The following is an 18,966-nucleotide window of genomic DNA, read 5'->3' on the forward strand; positions in this document are numbered from 1 at the left end:
AAGCACGATGGATTCGATACAAACTTCTATCTCCCAATTCGGCCGTATTTTAGGCTCGTTGTTTTATACCGCACCGGAACAGGCGCAAAACCGGCCGCTGCTGGAACTGTTTCGGCAGGACGAATGGCAGGCCGGTTGCGATTTTTTGACAGCGGCACAACGCGAACAGATTCAGCATTGCCTGACACAAGGCATCGCGCAGGGACAGGCACAGTTAAGCGAAGATTTTCAAGCGCTGTTTATCGGGCCGAACGCCTTGCCGGCGCCGCCGTGGGGATCGGTTTATCTGGATAAAGAAGCGGTGATTTTCGGCAGTTCGTTGTTGGAACTACGCGATTTTATGCAGCGGCACGGCATCAGCCTGAGCTTGGCGCAAAACGAACCGGAAGATCATTTCGGTTTGATGTTGATGATGGCGGCGTGGCTGGCGGAAAACCAACCGCAGCAGTTGGGCGAATTTTTACAGCAACACCTGCTTCCTTGGTCGGGACGCTTTTTAGAACTGCTGACCGCCGAACAGCACCGCACTTTTTACTGCGGTTTGGGGTTGCTCAGCCAAGCCCTGTTGGCGGACTGGCAACAACGGCTGCGACTTGACGTACCGAAAGTGCGGTTATATCGTTAATCGGGGCATAACCACCATGAGTAGCAAAACGAGCGGCAAAAACGAACGTTACTACCACGCGTTTATGCAACACAACCACATCTCGCGGCGTGGTCTGTTGCGCGGGGTTTTTAATGCCGGTCAAAAAGCGCAGCAGCAAATCGAGACTGAAATCTACCAACGCCAAGCGCCCCGTCCGCCGCAAGCCGTTGCCGAACCGCTGTTTTTAAAGCACTGCAACGGCTGCGGCGATTGTGTGTCCGCCTGTCCATACGGTTTAATCAGCATTCAGGCGCAAAAAGCGGTGCTGGAAATTGATTTTTGCAGCTGCGATTTATGCGGCAAGTGCACCGACGCCTGCCAAACCGGCGCCTTAACGCCGCAAGTGCGCGCCGATAGCGAACTGCGACCGCACTTTGGCCATCTTTGCCTGCGTCAAAAGGGAAGAAGCTGCTCGCTGTGCGAAACCGGCTGCCCAGTCAACGCCATTACTTTCGACAGTAGCCACCGAAAAATGCAAGTCGATCCGCAGCGCTGCAACGGCTGCGGCGAATGCAAAATCCGTTGTCCTTCCCATTATATCGAGCTGAAGCTGCATACCCGTGCCGGTTGAACCGCACTTTTCCGCGGCTCAACCCGCTTGCCCTTTGCGTCCTTGCTTGACTGCCTGCAACAGTTGCAAAATCTGCGGATCGGCAAAAATATCGCTGATATTGCGGCTCAGGCGGCGGCGCCAATTTTTGTATTGGGTACTGGTGCCGGGGATATTGACCGGCTCGCTCATGCCGAGCCAATCTTCCGGCTGCAAGCCGAACAGGGCGCTGTTAACCGCCGCCACATAGCGTTGCAGATCGTGGTTGAAACCCAGCGGGCAGGCGGAGTGCAAACTTTCGTCCACCCCGTCCGGAATCTCAATCTCCGCCTCGCGCAGCCGCTGTAAAATCTTGGCTTTGGCATTGACCCGATCCCGTTGCAATATGGCTAAAATGTTCGGATCGGGATAGACGTCATACTGCTGCCCCAACTCAAAATCGTGACCGCGCCAGTAACCGTTGACGGTCGGCAGATCGTGGGTGCTCAAGGTGGTCATCGCCTGATACGGATACTCCGCCAACGCACGGCTCTGCCCTTTTTGATCAAATTCAAAATAGAAAATTTTATAGGAAAAAATACCGGCGTTTTTCAGCTTGCTGATAATCGCTTTCGGCACCGTACCCAAATCTTCACCGATAATCATGCATTGTTGGCGTTGGCTTTCCAGCGCCAAAATCGCAATCAAATCGTCCACCGGATACGCCACATAAGCACCGTTTTTGGCGCTGTCACCGCACTTCACCCACCACAGGCGCAACAGGCACATGATATGGTCAATGCGTAGCGCGCCGCAGCTTTGCATATTGGCACGGATCATCTCGATAAACGGGCGGTACGCCTGTTGTTGCAACACATGCGGATTCATCGGCGCCAAGCCCCAGTTTTGTCCCTGCGGCCCTAAAATATCCGGCGGTGCGCCGATCGAGGCAGTTAAACAGAACAGCGATTTATCCAGCCACGTTTCTGCGCCGTTCGGGGTCACGCCCACTGCCAAATCACGATACAAACCGATCGGCATCTTTTGTTGGCGGCAAAATTGATAGCAAGCCTCAAGCTGTTCGGCGGCGCACCATTGCAGCCAAGCGTAAAACCGCACTTCGTCGCCGTGTTCGCGTTGGAAATCGGCGACTGCGCCGGCGTGATAATCCTGATACTCCGCCGCCCAACAATCCCAACCCCATTGATCGGCAAAACGGGCGCTCAAATCGGCGTGCAACGCGTCAAAGGTGGCCTGCACCCGCAGACTTTCGCCGCCGGCTTGCAAAAACCGTTCGAATTGCGCTTGGCGCGGCTGATCGCCGTCCGCCTGTTGAAACTGCGCGAACGCCAGTTTTAAGCCGTGCAATTTCAGCGCCAGCACTGCGCTGTAATCAATCCAATCGGCAGCACGCAACTGCGCCAGTTGCCGCTGTATTTCTAGCGATTGATACCATTGCTGCGCAACCGCACTTTGCTGAAATTCAGGCAGACTCGCCACGTCGATATAGATAATATTCAACCATTTGCGTGACGACGGGCTGTAAGGGCTGGCACCTTCCGGATTCGCCGGAAACAGCGCATGAATCGGATTCAAGCCGATAAAATCGCCGCCGTTTTGCTGAAACTCAGCTAAAAATTGCCGTAAATCGCCGAAGTCGCCGACGCCCCAGTTGCTTTCCGATTTCAGGGTGTAAAGCTGCACGCAGCTGCCCCACAACTTTTTTTCGGCTTGAATTTCAGGCAGTTGGTAGCATTGGCGCGGCGCAACGATAATCGTCGTCGCCGCAGCGTGCTGACCGCACTTTAAGGTTAATTGATGATAACCGAGCGGCAAATCACGCGGAAAATTAAGTACGTTATTTTTGATTTTGCCTTGAACGCACTCGCCGTTTTCCAATTGCAACCGCCATTCGCCGTGATAACGCCGTCCGGTATGCTGGTTTAAGCGCAAATACGCCGGACTGTTGTGGTAAAACACCTTTACCGGTGGCAGTAAACCCGACGCAAAATTTCGCGGCGTATTGCCGCCAAAACTGGCTAAAATCTGTTTTTTGACCGCACTTGGCGCATAGTTGCGCAAACCGCGCTCATCAAAAAAATAGCGCTGAATGCCAGCATCGGCAAATTCCCGTTCTAATCGACTTTTTGTCATGCTACACGTCCTATTTTTTCTGCTAAATTCGTTACTGCCAAATCCGTTTCTGATAGTCACGAATCGAGCGATCGGAACTGAACGCGCCCAAACGGGCGGTATTCAAAATCGCACTGCTCAACCAGCTTTCTTGATCCAAATAACGCAAACCGACCGCCTGCTGCGCCGCAACGTAGCTGTCGAAATCGGCAAATACCAAGAACGGATCGCGCGCTAACAAACTGTTTAACATTAACTCGAACATCGCTTTATCGCCGCCGCACACTTTGCCTTTGCGCAGGAAATCAACCGCACTTTTCAGCGCTTTATTGCGTTTGTAGTAACTTTTCGGATTGTAACCGCCTTGCAGCAAGGCGCGCACGCTCTCCACCGTATGCCCGAAAATAAAGATATTCTCCGCGCCGACCATCTCGGCAATCTCCACATTGGCGCCGTCCAGCGTGCCCAAGGTCAATGCGCCGTTGAGCGCAAGTTTCATATTGCCGGTGCCGGACGCCTCTTTGCCCGCCATCGAAATCTGCTCGGAAATATCCGCCGCCGGAATGATTTTTTCCGCCAGACTGACACGGTAATCCGGCAAAAACGCCACTTGCAGCTTATCTTTCACGCTTTTGTCGTTGTTGATCACCTGCGCCACGTTGTTGATGGCGTGGATAATATTTTTCGCCAAATAGTAACCCGGCGCCGCTTTGCCTGCGAACACGAACAGCCGCGGGGTGTAGTCCATATTCGGGTTGTCTTTCAACTGCTGATAGCTGTGAATGATGTTTAACAGATTCAGGTGCTGGCGTTTGTATTCATGAAAACGTTTGATTTGAACATCAAAAATCGCCTCGCAGTTAACCCGCAAACCCAAGCTGCGCTCGATCTCTTCCGCCAAAACCTGCTTGTTGCCCTGTTTGATTCGGCGGTACTCTTCACGGAAACCGCTGTCGTTGACCTGTTTTTCCACGCCGCCAATCAAAGCCAGATCCCGTGTCCAGTCACCGTCTAAAGTGCGGTCTAACAGATTCGCCAGATTCGGGTTGGCTAAACGAATCCAGCGGCGCGGCGTGATGCCGTTGGTGACGTTGCGGAATTTGTTCGGGAACAGTTGGTGATATTCGGGGAACAGATCGCTGACGATTAAATTGGAATGGATTTGCGCCACGCCGTTAACCGCAAAACAGGCGACTACGCACAAATTCGCCATTCTGACGCGGTAATCGTACAAAATCGCCACTTTCTGCCAGATTTCGGCATCTTCGCCGAATTGTTCAATCACCTGCTGTTGGAAAATACCGTTGATTTTATCCACGATTTGGAAATGGCGCGGCAACAGGCGTTTAAACAGGCGCTGATCCCACTGCTCCAACGCTTCCGGCAGCAAAGTATGGTTGGTGTAGGCAAAAGTGCGGTTGCAAATGTCCCACGCCTCGTCCCACGCCACGTTATATTTGTCCAGCAACAGGCGCAGCAACTCCGGAATCGCCAATGTCGGGTGGGTGTCGTTCAACTGAATCAGCTGTTTTTGCGGCAGCTGTTGCAGGTTGTAGCCGTCGCTGAAATGACGATCCAGAATATCCGCCACCGAACAGGCGCAATGGAAATATTGCTGCATTAAGCGTAGTTTTTGTCCGTTTTGATGGTTATCGTTCGGATACAACACTTTGGTTAAGCTGGCGGCATCGACCACCTGTTTTTCCGATTTCAGGTATTTTCCGTCGTTAAACAGCGCCAAATCAAACACTTGCTCGTTATCCGCCTGCCACAAGCGCAGCGGTTGCACCACACCGTTTTTGTAACCGAACACCGGCAAATCATAGGCTTTGCCCTCAATCAACAGCGCCGGTGTCCACTGGTATTTATCGCCGTCCAGTTTTTTACTTTTGCCGCCGAAGCCGATTTGACGGGTTCTGCCGCTGCTGTAAGCCTGCCACGGATATTGATTGCGCGACCACGCATCGCCGCTTTCGACTTGGCGACCGTCGGCAAACGACTGTTTAAACAAGCCGTATTGGTAATGCAAGCCGTAGCCGGTTGCCGGTTGCCCGATCGCCGCCATCGAATCCAGATAACACGCCGCCAAACGCCCCAAACCGCCGTTGCCCAATGCCGGATCGCGCTCCTCTTCCAACAGATCGCTCAGCTCGATTTGGTATTGTTGCAGGTATGACCGCACTTGCTCATACCAGCCCAGATTCAGCAGGTTATTGCCGCTCAGCCGCCCGATTAAAAACTCCATCGACAGATAATTGACATGGCGCAGCCCGGACACCGGCGGTTTGCTGTCGGCATAGGATAAATCCAGCACCGCCTGCGATACCGCTTGGTACCACTGTTGCAGGGTGAGTTGCTGCGGATTTTCAACGTTTAAATAACGACATTGTTTTTTAATCGCCGAATCAAATTGTTGACTGTCGAACGGAAGGGTTTGTGTCGCTGACATGAAATTGTCTCCTGATATTTGAATAAATAAATGTAACCGAATGATTTGCCACCATTATGCAATAACCCGATGATTTTTACTCCTCCTTGTTGCAATCTTTATGGGAGGATAATCGGGGCGTAAACGGTTAGCGCTTGTATGCCTCGCCAATAGCTCTTATCATTAGCCTATTCTTATCATATTTGCAGGAAAAATCATGCTTATTCCGTCAAAACTCAGCCATTCGTCACGTTTACAGCATATCGTTGTCCGCTCCCGTTTGCTGACGCTCTTGGAAAAAGCCTGCCACTATCCGTTAGTGTTGATTAACGCGCCGGCCGGTTACGGCAAAACCACGCTGCTATCGCAATGGGCGGAAACCCAACAGAATATCGGCTGGTATGCGTTGGACGAAAGCGACAATGAGAGCGAACGCTTTATCGCCTATTTCCGCGCGGCATTGGCACGGGCGACCCATCAGGAAAGCAGTACCGCCGCCAATCAGGCGCAAACCAACTTTTTGGCGGCGTTGAGCCAATTATTGGTCGAAAGCAACCAGTTCAAACCGCACTTTTTTGTGGTGATTGATGATTATCACTTGATTGATAATAATGAAATTCACGAAGGGCTGAAATTTTGGATTAAGCACCAACCGCAAAATATGACCCTGATTCTGATTTCACGCGCCATGCCGCCGCTGAATATCGCCAATCTGCGCGTGCAGGAGCTGCTGTTGGAATTGGACATCACCCAGTTGCCGTTCACCCACGAAGAGAGCCGCCAGTTTTTTCTTGACCGAGGTGAGGAATCACTGTCGCAACATGAAGTTAACCAACTTTGCGATCAAGTCGAAGGCTGGCCGACCGCACTTCAGCTGGTCAATTTATACGCCCGCCAGCATAATACCTCGTTGCACGAAGCGGCAAAATCGATCACCAAAATCAACAGCAACCATATCAGCGAATACCTGAACGACGAGGTGTTTCACAATCTCGATGCCGACACCCGTCTGTTTTTATTGCGCTGTTCGCTGCTGCGCTCGATGAACGAATTTCTGGTCGAGAAAATCACCGGTCTGTCCGACAGCCGTCAGCGCTTGGATCAGCTTGTAAAACAGGGCTTATTCGTCTATCCGATCAATATCGATCAGCAAGAACAATGGTGGCGTTTTCACCCGTTGTTCGCCTCTTTTTTAGAGCATTTCCGCGAACTGGAGTTGCAAAACGAATTACAGCATTTACATCAACAGGCCGCCGATGCTTGGCTGGAAATCGGCTATTCTACCGAAGCGCTGTATCACGCCATGCAGTTGCAGCAGCAGGACACGCTGCTGGCAATGCTGCAACAAATCGGCTGGCAGCTCTATCATCAAGGCGAGCTGAAATTGCTGGAAGAGAGCCTAAGTGCGGTTCAGTTGCAACAACTGGCGACCTATCCGCGCTTGGTGTTGCTCAAGGCTTGGCTGCTGCAAAGCCAGCACAAACACCATGAAGTCGGCGGTTTGCTGAAAAAATTCGCCGTCGCGGTACAACAACAGCAAATTGCAGTCGATCTGCCGCTACAGGCGGAATTTGACGCCCTGCGCGCGCAAGTGGCGATTAACGCCGGTGATGATCACACCGCACTTCAGCTTGCCACCACCGCATTACAGCACCTGCCGCAAGAAAAACAGTACGCCCATATCGTCGCCACCGCCGTGATCGGCGAAGCGCAACACTGTCGCGGCCAGCTGAACCAAGCCTTGAAAATGATGCGCGAGGCGGAAAAACTGGCGCAGCAGAATCAGGCGTACCACCACATTTTATGGTCGTTGTTGCAGCAGGCGGAAATTCTGCTGGCGCAAGGCTTTCTGCAAACCGCCTATGATATTTTGGACAAAGCCACGCTATTGGTGAAAAAACAGCACCTGCAAAAACTACCGATGTATGAATTTTTACTGCGCCTGAAAGGGCATATTTTATGGGAGTGGTATTCGCTGGATAAAGCCGAAGCGATGGCGGAAGCCGGCTTGCAGGTGTTGGCGGACGAAGCGGATAAATTACAGTGCCTATCCTTACTGGCGAAAATTTCGATTACGCGCGGCAATCTGGACAACGCCGAGCGGATTTTACGCCGTCAACGCAGCCTGTTGCAAACCCACCATTATCACAACGACTGGCTGTCGCACCATAACGAAGCGGAATTGTTGTATTGGCAGATGAAAGACGAGGTGCAGCAAACCCGCTCTTGGCTGCTGCAAAGCGATAAACCGGCGCAGGACACCAACCACTTTTCCCACCGCCAATGGCGCAATATCGTGCGTGCCAACATTATCTTGCAGCAATACCAAGATGCGTTGCTCCTCAGTGAAAAACTGATCAGCACCGCCAGAACCTATAATTTTATCAGTGAGTTAAATAAAGATTTGGTGCTGCATAACCGCATCTGTTTTCTACAAGGCAACTTCGCCGAGGCGCAAAAAAGTTTGTTGGAAGCGTTGGAAATCAGTAAACAGACCAACTTTATCAGTATTTTTGTGATCGAGGGCGAGATCATGGCGCAACAGCTGCGCCAACTGTTGCAACTGAATATTCTCGATGAACTGCTGACCCACAAAGCGCAATTTATCCTGCGCAGTATCAACCAGCACTACCGGCATAAATTCGCCCATTTTGACGAAACCTTTGTCGAAAAACTGCTGCAAAATCCGCAAGTGCCGGAGTTGTTGCGTATCAGCCCGTTGACCCAACGGGAGTGGCAGGTGCTGGGGTTAATCTATTCCGGCTACAGCAACGAGCAGATTTCCACCGAGCTGCAAGTCGCCCCGACCACCATCAAAACCCATATTCGCAACCTGTATCAAAAAATCGGCGTCAACAACCGCGCCGAATCGATTGAATATACCCGCCACTTATTGACTTTGATGGGTTATTCCAATTGATCTTGACCGCACTTTCATGATTGAACAGAGCATAAAAGTGCGGTTATTTGCCCAGTATTAATCCGCACGCCGACCCGCCCAGACCACCATCACCTTATCATCAGCCAAGCGGCGCTCAAATGCATAATACGCGGTAGCGGACAAATCCGTCTGTTTGCCGCCTCCAACCGCCGGATGCCGCTGCCGGAATTGCGCCAGTTTTTGCCAGTGTTGTAATAACTGCCGGTGCGCACTGCTTTGCGCCAATTGTTGCCAATTCATATCAGAGCGCGTGCCCTGTGCCGGATCTGAACCGCTCGGCCCAAATTCACGGCCGCTTTCATCGCCATAATAAATTTGCACCGCGCCCGGTGTCAGCAACAATAATGCCGCTGCGGTTTTTTGTTTTGCCAAATCATTCAGCGCATCGCTGTGCAGAAACAGACGGGTATCATGTGACGACAGATAGCTTAACAGATTAAAATCCGTCAATTTTTCACTCATCTGCCGATAAACGGGCGCAATTTTGGCAAAACAATCCAAACTGTTTTTTGCCTGATCCTGCAAGTCAAAATTCAACATGGCATCAAATCCATGTCGGAAGTAGTCACTTTTTACCAGGCTGTGTCCCCACGCTTCTCCCACCATCCAGAAATCGGCAGAGTCAAGCGCGCGTTGCGGATGTTGCTGCTTCCATTCCCGCAACGCCGCAACCGCCGCCGTTTTCAACTGTAACCAGGTACTTTGCTCCACATGCTTGGCGGTATCAACCCGAAAACCGTCAATCCCGTAATCCCGCACCCATCGGGTCAGCCAGTCAATCAAATAATCTCGTGGTACTGCTCCGGCAAGCTCAACTGCGTGAGTATCGCTTTTATGCCGATAAAAGTGCGGTAATCCGCTGACTTGATCGGTTTCGGTTTTAATGTCCGGCAGGGAAGCCAGCGACATGCGCAAATCATCAAAATGCGGGCGGTCGTAATCACCGATATCACTGCGAATCCAAGCCTTTCCCCACCAATTTTGCCAGCCCTGCTTATCGTTAAAATTAATATAATCGTTAAAACTATGCCAGTTCTGCCCTTGTCCCGGTCGCCAGTCACTCCAGTTTTTGCCTAGAACAGTTTCAATTTCACTGCCTTTTAAATACAGCGAGCCGAATTGATAACGTTGCATGTCCGCCAAGGTAGCGTAACCGGTATGGTTCATGACAACATCAAACAGAATACGGATACCGCGCAAATGTGCCTGTTCAACCAACCTGCGCAGTTCCGTTTCCGTTCCCATATTGGCATCTAGCCGAGTCCAATCCTGATGGTAGTACCCATGATAGGCATAATGCGGAAAATCACCTTTATCGCCCCCGCCGATCCAGCCGTGGATTTGTTCCAATGGCGAACTGATCCATAAGGCGTTAACCCCAAGCTGCTGTAAATAATCCAGTTTTTCCGTTAATCCCGCCAAATCGCCACCGTGAAACGTTGCAATTTCCTGCAGACCGTCATTTTTGCGGCCGTAACTGTGATCATTCGCAGGATTGCCGTTATAGAAACGATCGGTCATCACAAAATAAACGGTCGCATTTTTCCAGTCAAAGTGCGGTTTTTCCGATGTATTAACCGATTCCAGTAACAGTAACCCATCAGCATCGCTTGCCGGCTGCAATCGCACTTGTCCGTTATTGACGACTGCCGTTTGCCCGGAATAAAAATCACGCACGGTTTCGCCGTCCTGAAAGGTGGTCGCGACATTCAATGTCAGTGCCTTGCCGTCCCACTGCGGACATTGGTATGGCGTACCATTGTCTGCACCGGCACTTTTAAGCGTCAGTTTCAGAGTCGGGGTTCCGCTGCGTCCGTCAATTTCGGCATGATAATCACCGTCGCGGAATAAACGTAATGGCGCCGGCGTCTGCCCGTCACAAGGTTGCAAGCTGATTACCCGATTCAGTTTGACCGCACTTTCCGGCTGATAACACTGCTGGCGGAAAAAAAACTGAGCGGAATAACTGCCTTTTTGCGCCGCCACTTCCGCCTGATACAGTGCTTGTCCTGCGTCCTCGACAAAAAGCGGAAACAATTCGTTTTGCCAATCGCTACTCGCCGCAGACAATAAACCGGAAAACATTAACGTTAGCAAGCCCAAAGAAAATGTTTGTTTTTGCATATTGCTGACTCCTCGGATAAAAGGGCGCTTATCGCGCCCTTTCTCCTAAATGACGGCGTTTTACCCTTTCACCCCACCGGCCGTTAAACCGCCGACCAGCCAGCGCTGCGCCAGTAAAAATACGACTGTGATCGGGATTGCCGACAACACTGCCGCCGCCGCGAAATCGCCCCACAGGTAGTTTTGCGGATAGAGATATTGCTGCATTCCGACCGCCAGGGTGTAGCTGTTGACATCGCGCAATAATAGCGATGCCACTGGAAATTCAGTGATGGCGGCGATAAACGACAGAATAAACACCACCGCCAAAATCGGTACCGACAGCGGCAGCAATACCAAGCGGAATGCCTGCCACGGCGTCGCGCCGTCCAGCGCGGCAGCTTCTTCCAGCGAACCATCGATGGTTTCGAAATAACCTTTAATCGTCCACACATGCAGCGCAATGCCACCAAGATAGGCGAAAATCACGCCGCCGTGGGTGTTCAAGCCCAAAAACGGCACATACATTCCCAAGCGGTCAAACAAGGCATACAACGCCACCAGCGACAGCACCGCCGGAAACATTTGGAAAATCAACATACCTTGCAAAATGGTCTTTTTGCCCTTGAATTTCATGCGGGCGAAAGCGTAAGCGCAAGTGGTGGACAGCGCTACAATCCCGATTGCACTTATTCCGGCGATTTTGATCGAATTCCACAGCCACAACAGCACCGGAAACGGCGGCTTGGTGATTGAGCCGTCGGCATTGGTCACTTCCATGCCTAACGCCAACTGCCAATGCTCCCACGAGATTTGCTGCGGAATCAGATCGCCGATCGCCAAATTGCCCGGCCGCAGTGAAATGCCGATCACCATCAATAACGGAAACAGGATCAATGCCAAAAAGCCGATTAACAACAGATGGGTTGCCCACAAACGGTAACGCATTGATTTAGGTTGCACCATTGCCATATTTTTTCTCCTAATCCAGTTTTAACTTGGTGGCTTTCAAATTGAGCAGTGCCAGTCCGCCGACCAACAGGAAGATAATCGTCGCGATCGCCGCCGCCAAACCGAAATCTTGTGCGCCGCTGCCTTCAAAGGCGATACGGTAGGTGTAGCTGACTAATAAATCGGTGTGTCCTGCCGGCGTGGACGTGCCGATCATATCCGGACGACCGTTAGTCAACAGTTGAATCAACACAAAGTTATTGAAATTAAACGCAAACGAGGCAATCATCAGCGGCGTGAGCGGTTTGATCAGCAGCGGTACGGTGATTTTGCTGAAATTCTGCCAAGTGCTGGCGCCGTCCATTGCCGACGCTTCGTATAAATCCTGCGGAATCGCTTTCAGCAAGCCCATACACAAAATCATCATATACGGATAACCCAGCCAAGTATTGACGATAATAATCATCACTTTGGCTAGCGTCGGGCTGTTGAACCACTCCGGACGGATACCGAACAGCTGGTTTAAAATCAGGTTGATTTCGCCGAAACTTTGGTTAAACAACCCTTTGAAAATCAGAATGGAGATAAACGCCGGCACGGCATAAGGCAAAATCAGCAGCAGACGGTAAACGCCTTTGCCGCGCAGCGGTTCCCACTGCACCACGCACGCCAGCACCATGCCGATCACCACCGTAAACAGCACGGTCAGCAGTGAAAACAGCACCGTCCAGATAAAAATCTGGATAAAGGGTTTTTGAATGCCGTCATCGGTAAAGATTTTAACGAAGTTACTCCAGCCGGTGCTGACGGTATAACCCGGCTCCAGCGTTTCGCTTTGCCAATTGCCTTGCGTATCAATCAGTTGGAAAAAACCAATCTCGTTATTGGCTTTATAACGTTTGCCGTTTTCCAGATTAACCAGCTCTTCGCTTTCGTCGTTGTACTGATAGCGCTGGCTCTGTTGGGCAAACTGACGTAGCGAACTCATGCTCAATTCATTGCCGTCCGGCAGAATCAAACGGCTTTGTTGCAGCGCATTGCGATTTTCAATCACGGTTTTAAGCGGCACGGCAGGCTGTGCGCTGACCGCACTTGCAGCGTTTAACACGATTGTTTCCGCTCCCAACGCAAACTCATCGGACAGGTAGCTTGCGCCCTGCGGCGAAGTCACTTCGATTTGCCATTGGTTATCCGCTGGTGCAAACAGCTTAAAGTTGTATTTCTCGCCTGAAAAATAACGCTGTTGCGACAGCACGCTGACCGCTCTTTCAAAGGCGAGCTGGTTAGTGCCGCTGTAATTGGTAAACGCAATCACAATGGTGCAGACCAACGGAAACAGAATGAAAATCCCCATGCCCATAATGCCCGGATAAACATAGCGCCAAGCGTAAGTTTTCCGGTTGGCGAAAACATAGATGCCGGAGCTGATCACAATCAGGGTGAGAATGGCAAACAGGATCTCGCCCTGTAGATACATCACCGAAACCAGATAAAAATCGAGCAGCAGTACCAGTGCGATTAGTCCCCATTTAAGGTATTTGGCCGCCGCAGACGTATCCGTCAGCGAGGAAAGAGATTGTGTGGTCGTTTGTTGCATAAAACCGCCTATCCGAAAAAAGAGACCGCACTTTTACCTCACGGCTTTACCCGACAGGAGATAAAGTGCGGTTGAAACCGATTATTGCGCCTTGATACGGGCGGCGGCGTCATCAAGCGCTGCTTTCACGCTTTGGCGCTGATTCACCGCATTGATAATCGCACTACGCTCCGCATACCAGAATGCGGTCATTTGCGGAATATTCGGCATAATTTCGCCGTTTTCCGCATTTTGCATGGTGGCGGCAATGCGGCTGTCTTTTGCCAGTTGCTGCTGATAAGATTTCAGCGCCACCGCACCCAACGGCTTGTCTTTGTTAACCATATCCAAACCTTCGTCGGTCAGCAGGTAGTTTTCTAAAAATTCGACTGCCAAATCCTGATTCGGACTGGCAGCGTTGATACCGGCGCTCAACACCCCGACAAACGGTTTGGACGGCTGACCATTCAAAGTCGGCAACACGGCTACGCCGTAATTGATACCGCTCTTTTCAATGTTGCCCCATGACCACGGACCGTTAATCGTCAACGCAGTTTGCCCTTTATTGAATGAGGCTTCGGCGATCGCATAATCGGTATCGGCATTGATAATCTTATTTTTCACCATATCGACAACAAATTGCAAACCGCGCAGCGAACCTTCGTTATTGACACCGATATCATTCACATCATATTGATTATTGGTATATTTAAACGCATAACCGCCGTCCGCGGCGATAATCGGCCAAGTGAAATACGGTTCTGCCAGATTCCACATTACCGCATTTTTGCCCTCTTTTTTCAGCTTAGCATCCAGCTCGGCGACTTCTTCCCAGCTTTGCGGCGCTTGCGCCACTAAATCTTTGTTATAAATCAATGATAAGGCTTCAATCGCCACCGGATAACCGATGATTTTGCCGTTGTAGCTTTGCGCGTCCCAAGCGAAAGATACGAATTTATCTTTAAACTCCGGACTTGGGTGCAATTCGCTCAACAAACCGGATTGGGCATAGCCGCCGAAACGGTCATGCGCCCAAAAGACAATATCCGGACCGTCACCGGTCGAAGCCACTTGCGGATATTTCTCTTCCAGTTTATCCGGATGTTCGACCAACACCGGAATGCCGGTGTCCGCTTCAAATTTTTTACCGACCTCCGCCAGTCCGTCATAGCCTTTATCGCCGTTGATCCAAATGACCAGCTTGCCCGCTTCCAGTTTTGCCATACTGCCGCCGGAAACCACCAACGCCGCAACCGCACTTAGGGTGAGTGTTAAAAATTTATTTTTCATATCAACTGTCCTTAATTTGAGTAACAATAAAAGCATTGTGTTTGACATCTTAATTGTCGCCAATAATGCCCTTTTTACGGCTAAAATGACATCATCCCCCACGCTCCTCCCTGTGGCGGCAAACAGTGATCCCGATCACACAAACACCGATTTTTGCGATAATGATCACAAAAAATAACATGATAAACAAGATCTTGATCACAATATCAGGGTATAAAAAATATTTTACGATTTTGCTTCATTTTTCATCTCCCCCTTAAAAAAACGACTGAAGGAGGATTTTTTTCTTGCATTATCCGTGCATACTGGCGACCATAAAATTTTAATCATATCAAGTTATCAATAGATAAAAAGCGGTGAAAACGCCGTAAGGCTGTACAGGGGAAAATTATGTCGAGTCTTTCTTTACGCAAAATATACAAATCTTATGGCGATATCCATATCTCCAAAGATATTAATTTGGAAATTGAAGAAGGCGAATTCGTCGTATTCGTAGGCCCCTCCGGCTGTGGTAAATCCACCTTATTGCGCATGATTGCCGGCTTGGAAGACATTACCTCCGGCGAACTGTATATCGGCGACACGTTGATGAACGATGTGCCGCCGGCAAAACGCGGAATCGGCATGGTGTTCCAATCTTACGCCCTTTATCCGCACTTGGACGTGGCGGAAAATATGTCGTTCGGCTTAAAACTTGCCGGTGTCAAAAAAGAGGAACGCAACAAGCGGGTTAATCAAGTCGCTGAAATTTTGCAACTGGCGCATTTGTTGGATCGCAAACCGAAAGCCCTGTCCGGCGGCCAACGCCAACGGGTCGCCATCGGACGGACATTGGTCTCGCAGCCGCAAGTTTTTCTGTTGGACGAACCGCTCTCCAATCTCGATGCCGCATTACGCGTGCAAATGCGGGTGGAAATTTCAAAATTACACAAAAAACTCAACCGCACAATGATTTATGTCACCCATGATCAAATCGAAGCCATGACCTTGGCGGATAAAATTGTGGTGTTGAACGCCGGCGGAATCGCGCAAGTAGGCAAGCCGTTGGAGCTTTACCACTATCCGGCCAACCGCTTTGTCGCCGGTTTTATCGGCTCGCCGAAAATGAATTTTCTGCCGGTGAAAGCTACGGCGGTGGAGCAAGAGCGGGTACAAATCGAATTGCCGGACGCCAATCACCACCGTTTTTGGATTCCGGTCGCCGGTAACGGTGTGAAAGTGGGCGAAAACCTGTCGTTGGGCGTGCGTCCCGAACACTTGATTCCGGCGGCACAAGCCGAGGTTAAATTAAAAGGCATTGTCACCGTCGTCGAACTGCTGGGCAATGAAACCCAAATTCATCTGGAAATCCCCGAAATCAAGCAGCCGACACTGGTTTATCGGCAAAACGATGTGGTGCTAGCCGAAGAAGGGCAAGTGATGGATATCGGCATTGTACCCGAGCGCTGCCACCTGTTTAAAGAAGATGGCAACGCTTGCCGGCGGCTGCATCAAGAGATAGGCGTATAGCTTAACCAACCTATTGTTTTTATTAAAAATTTAAATATTCCGACTGTTTTATCAATAGTCGGACGGGATACTTTTGTCTGTAAAACCCGACTTATCACGCTGATACCGCTTCAGTGACGATAAGCAAATGAAAATGTAGTAACTTTAACCAATAAAAGAGGCCAACATTATGAACAGTAAAAAAACCCTTCTCGCGGTTGTTATCGGCAGCACCTTACTTGCCGGCACAGCAAGTGCGGTCGATTTCCACGGTTATGCCCGTTCCGGTATCGGCTGGACGGCAGGCGGCGGTGAACAAAGCGCATTTAAAGCCACCGGTGCTCCGGCCAAATACCGTTTGGGCAACGAAGCCGAGACCTATACCGAATTCAAATTGGGGCAAGAGTTATTCAATCAAGGGGAAAAAAGTATCTATTTGGATACCAACGTCGCCTATTCGGTGAATCAACAGGTAGACTGGGAATCAACCAGCCCGGCATTGCGCGAAGTCAACGTGCAGTTTAAAAACTTTGCCGATTCGTTACCCGGCGCGACGCTTTGGGCCGGTAAACGTTTCTACCAACGCCACGATGTGCATATGAATGACTTCTACTATTGGGATATTTCAGGCCCCGGTGCAGGGGTGGAAAATATCGATCTCGGCTTCGGGAAATTGTCTCTGGCGGTGACGCGTAATACCGAACCGGCCGGCGCCTATTCTTGGGAATATAACGAGATCAGCAAAAAGTGGGAAACCAATAAAGATAAGGACGTTTACAATGATGTCTTTGATGTCCGTTTAGCCGATTTAAATGTCAATAAAAACGGTAAATTGGAGTTCGGGGTCGATTTTGGTAATGCCCATACCAAAGACGGCGTGAAATTTGCCGACGGTGCGAGCAAACGCGGCTATATGCTGACCGCCGAACATACGCAAAATGAGTTCTTCGGCGGCTTTAACAAATTCACCGTGCAATATGCAACCGATTCAATGACCTCTTGGAATACCGGTCACTCACAAGGCGCTTCGGTGAATAACAACGGGCATATGTTACGCCTGATCAATCAAGGGGTGGTTAAACTCAGTGATCGTGTCGAAACCATGTACGCCTTGATCTATCAAAAAACCGATCTGGATAATAATCAAGGTAATACTTGGTACTCCGCCGGTATCCGCCCGATGTATAAATGGAATGATACCATGAGTACCTTGGTCGAGCTTGGTTATGATCGCGTCAAAGATCAAGCCAGCGGTAAAAAGAATGATCTGAAAAAAGTTACTCTAGCTCAACAATGGCAAGCCGGCGATAGCATTTGGGCGCGTCCGGCAATCCGAGTCTTCGGCACTTACGCAGACTGGAACGACAAATTTGGCGATCGGATCACAAACCCAAGCAAATACGGCAAAGCCAGCGATCATGAATTTGTATATGGCGTGCAATTCGAAGCCTGGTGGTAATCGTCAAACCGCACTTTGTCACGCTAATCCACAAGCCATCATGATAAAGTGCGGTCTTTTCACTTTTTGCTTTTATATGAGGTTAATATGAAAAAGCCAATTAAATCGATACTGCTGGCGCTTGGGCTGGTTTGCGCTTCTTTTGGTTACGGCGCACAATTGAATATCAACGCACAGGCAGCCGCTCAACTGCCATGGCAAGACATCGGCTTATCACAGCAAACCGACACCACTTTATCGGAAAATCAGCAGCCAATCGCGACAATTCACAGCCCGATTGCCGCTTACCGCCTGCCGGCAAATCAAGGCACATTAAATATTACCATTAGTAGTTTCGCCATCGACAATAAAGCGCTGTTCGTGCCGACAGTTGCGGTGTTAGATGCCAATTATAATTTAGCCGCCACCTACCCTTCATCCGTGTTTAAATTTCACCATGAGAGCGGTTTACAAGGAAATCGTTTGAGTACCGAACTCAACCTAACCCCGACACCGAATCAAGATTATATTTATCTGCTGGTTTATACCACAGCTGAAGATTTGCAAGGTAGTACTTTGATTCCACATCCGGCAAAACTTTACGCCAAAGCCAGAGGCAATCAGCCGCCGGCAATTGACGATTTACAAGCTAAACACAGCCGTAACGGTAAAATTCAGATCAGTGTCGACGGCAAACAAAGTGCGCAATTTATCGGTATGCAAATGCCGTCTTTCAAAGACAAGTCTACAACCTCTCAACCTATTGGTAACACGGCCAAAGCTGCGGCGGGTGCAGCATTAACTAAGCCGGTAGAAAAAGAAACCGAAAACTATTTCAATACAGCCATTCGCAATGCTTTAAAACAAAACGATATTGACAGGGCAATGAATCTGGTCAATGAAGCCGAAAAGCTCGGATTATCCTCTCCGCGCAAAACTTTTATTAACAATGTTTCTAAGAAGTAAGCCGTACCTGCCTTTTTATTTTCCCTTTCCACCTCTCTTCGAGGTGGTTTTTTATGCCTGTAAAAAAGAATAAGGAACATACTTTTCTTCAAAGGACTGTCAACCGCGCTTTGAAAATAATTTTCGATCTAAAGTGCGGTATGCCTGCAATTTAAAAGTTCAGTCAACCGCACTTTCTCTGACATGTTCTTAATCCGCACCCGCCAAATGCAAAAAACCCTTAGCATCACTACTAAGGGCTCTTGTTCTATTCAATAATATCCGGCGGTGTCCTACTCTCACATGGGGAGACCCCACACTACCATCGGCGTTACGGCATTTCACTTCTGAGTTCGGCATGGAATCAGGTGGGCCTACCGCACTATCGCCGCCGGAATAATTCGGCTTGATTGTCTTTGTTTCTTCTGTTCTTTATTTTTTATTCTTTCAGCTTTTCTTTTGCTGTTAGTCATATTCGGTCACAAGCTAATCTGATTC

At 49.9% G+C, this 18,966-nt stretch carries 12 protein-coding genes and 1 rRNA gene; 6 read left to right on the forward strand and 7 right to left on the reverse strand.

Translation table 11 applies throughout. The annotated features are described in order from the left end of the window. The first annotated feature begins 7 nt into the window (after positions 1-7). Both dmsD and napF read left to right on the forward strand, forming a co-directional pair. Positions 8-625 (forward strand): Tat proofreading chaperone DmsD, encoded by a 618-nt coding sequence (gene dmsD / locus B8880_RS02815; RefSeq protein ID WP_084255896.1) that lies wholly within the window; start codon positions 8-10, stop codon positions 623-625. Positions 626-641: 16 nt separating this feature from the next. Continuing rightward, positions 642-1,217 carry a ferredoxin-type protein NapF gene (napF, locus tag B8880_RS02820; protein WP_084255897.1) on the forward strand — a complete coding sequence of 192 codons (576 nt, stop codon included), beginning with the start codon at positions 642-644 and terminating at the stop codon, positions 1,215-1,217. An 18-nt stretch (positions 1,218-1,235) separates the two neighbouring features. Here napF and malQ read toward each other — a convergent pair whose 3' ends face one another. Both malQ and malP read right to left on the reverse strand, forming a co-directional pair. Further along, entirely contained in the window at positions 1,236-3,329 is a 2,094-nt protein-coding gene (gene malQ / locus B8880_RS02825; RefSeq protein WP_084255898.1) for a 4-alpha-glucanotransferase, read from the reverse strand. Between the two features lie 31 nt (positions 3,330-3,360). Further along, positions 3,361-5,757 (reverse strand): maltodextrin phosphorylase, encoded by a 2,397-nt coding sequence (gene malP, locus B8880_RS02830; protein WP_084255899.1) that lies wholly within the window; start codon positions 5,755-5,757, stop codon positions 3,361-3,363. A gap of 196 nt (positions 5,758-5,953) precedes the next feature. On the opposite strand from malP, the gene malT reads away from it, so the two are divergent. Further along, positions 5,954-8,656, forward strand: a complete 2,703-nt coding sequence (gene malT, locus B8880_RS02835; RefSeq protein WP_084255900.1) for an HTH-type transcriptional regulator MalT — start codon at positions 5,954-5,956, stop codon at positions 8,654-8,656. A 57-nt stretch (positions 8,657-8,713) separates the two neighbouring features. Here malT and B8880_RS02840 read toward each other — a convergent pair whose 3' ends face one another. The 4 genes from B8880_RS02840 to malE form a co-directional block, all read right to left on the reverse strand. Next, a complete protein-coding gene (locus B8880_RS02840) occupies positions 8,714-10,762 on the reverse strand; it encodes an alpha-amylase (protein WP_418889019.1) in 2,049 nt (682 codons plus the stop codon). Positions 10,763-10,861: 99 nt separating this feature from the next. Then, entirely contained in the window at positions 10,862-11,752 is an 891-nt protein-coding gene (gene malG / locus B8880_RS02845; protein ID WP_084255902.1) for a maltose ABC transporter permease MalG, read from the reverse strand. Between the two features lie 10 nt (positions 11,753-11,762). Further along, complete coding sequence (gene malF / locus B8880_RS02850) at positions 11,763-13,328, reverse strand: maltose ABC transporter permease MalF (RefSeq protein ID WP_084255903.1); 1,566 nt, start codon at positions 13,326-13,328, stop codon at positions 11,763-11,765. An 81-nt stretch (positions 13,329-13,409) separates the two neighbouring features. Then, positions 13,410-14,597 carry a maltose/maltodextrin ABC transporter substrate-binding protein MalE gene (gene malE, locus B8880_RS02855; protein WP_084255904.1) on the reverse strand — a complete coding sequence of 396 codons (1,188 nt, stop codon included), beginning with the start codon at positions 14,595-14,597 and terminating at the stop codon, positions 13,410-13,412. 390 nt (positions 14,598-14,987) lie between these two features. On the opposite strand from malE, the gene malK reads away from it, so the two are divergent. From malK to malM, 3 genes are all read left to right on the forward strand, one after another. Then, positions 14,988-16,106: a maltose/maltodextrin ABC transporter ATP-binding protein MalK gene (gene malK, locus B8880_RS02860; protein ID WP_084255905.1), complete on the forward strand. Its 1,119-nt coding sequence runs from the start codon at positions 14,988-14,990 to the stop codon at positions 16,104-16,106. 169 nt (positions 16,107-16,275) lie between these two features. Then, complete coding sequence (locus tag B8880_RS02865) at positions 16,276-17,544, forward strand: maltoporin (protein WP_084255906.1); 1,269 nt, start codon at positions 16,276-16,278, stop codon at positions 17,542-17,544. A gap of 87 nt (positions 17,545-17,631) precedes the next feature. Continuing rightward, positions 17,632-18,489: a maltose operon protein MalM gene (malM, locus tag B8880_RS02870; protein WP_084255907.1), complete on the forward strand. Its 858-nt coding sequence runs from the start codon at positions 17,632-17,634 to the stop codon at positions 18,487-18,489. Between the two features lie 259 nt (positions 18,490-18,748). On the opposite strand, the gene rrf is transcribed toward malM, so the two are convergent. Continuing rightward, positions 18,749-18,864, reverse strand: a 5S ribosomal RNA gene (gene rrf / locus B8880_RS02875). Positions 18,865-18,966 lie beyond the last annotated feature (102 nt).

The sequence above is a fragment of the Pasteurella testudinis DSM 23072 genome (assembly GCF_900176075.1).
Lineage (GTDB): Bacteria > Pseudomonadota > Gammaproteobacteria > Enterobacterales > Pasteurellaceae > Chelonobacter > Chelonobacter testudinis.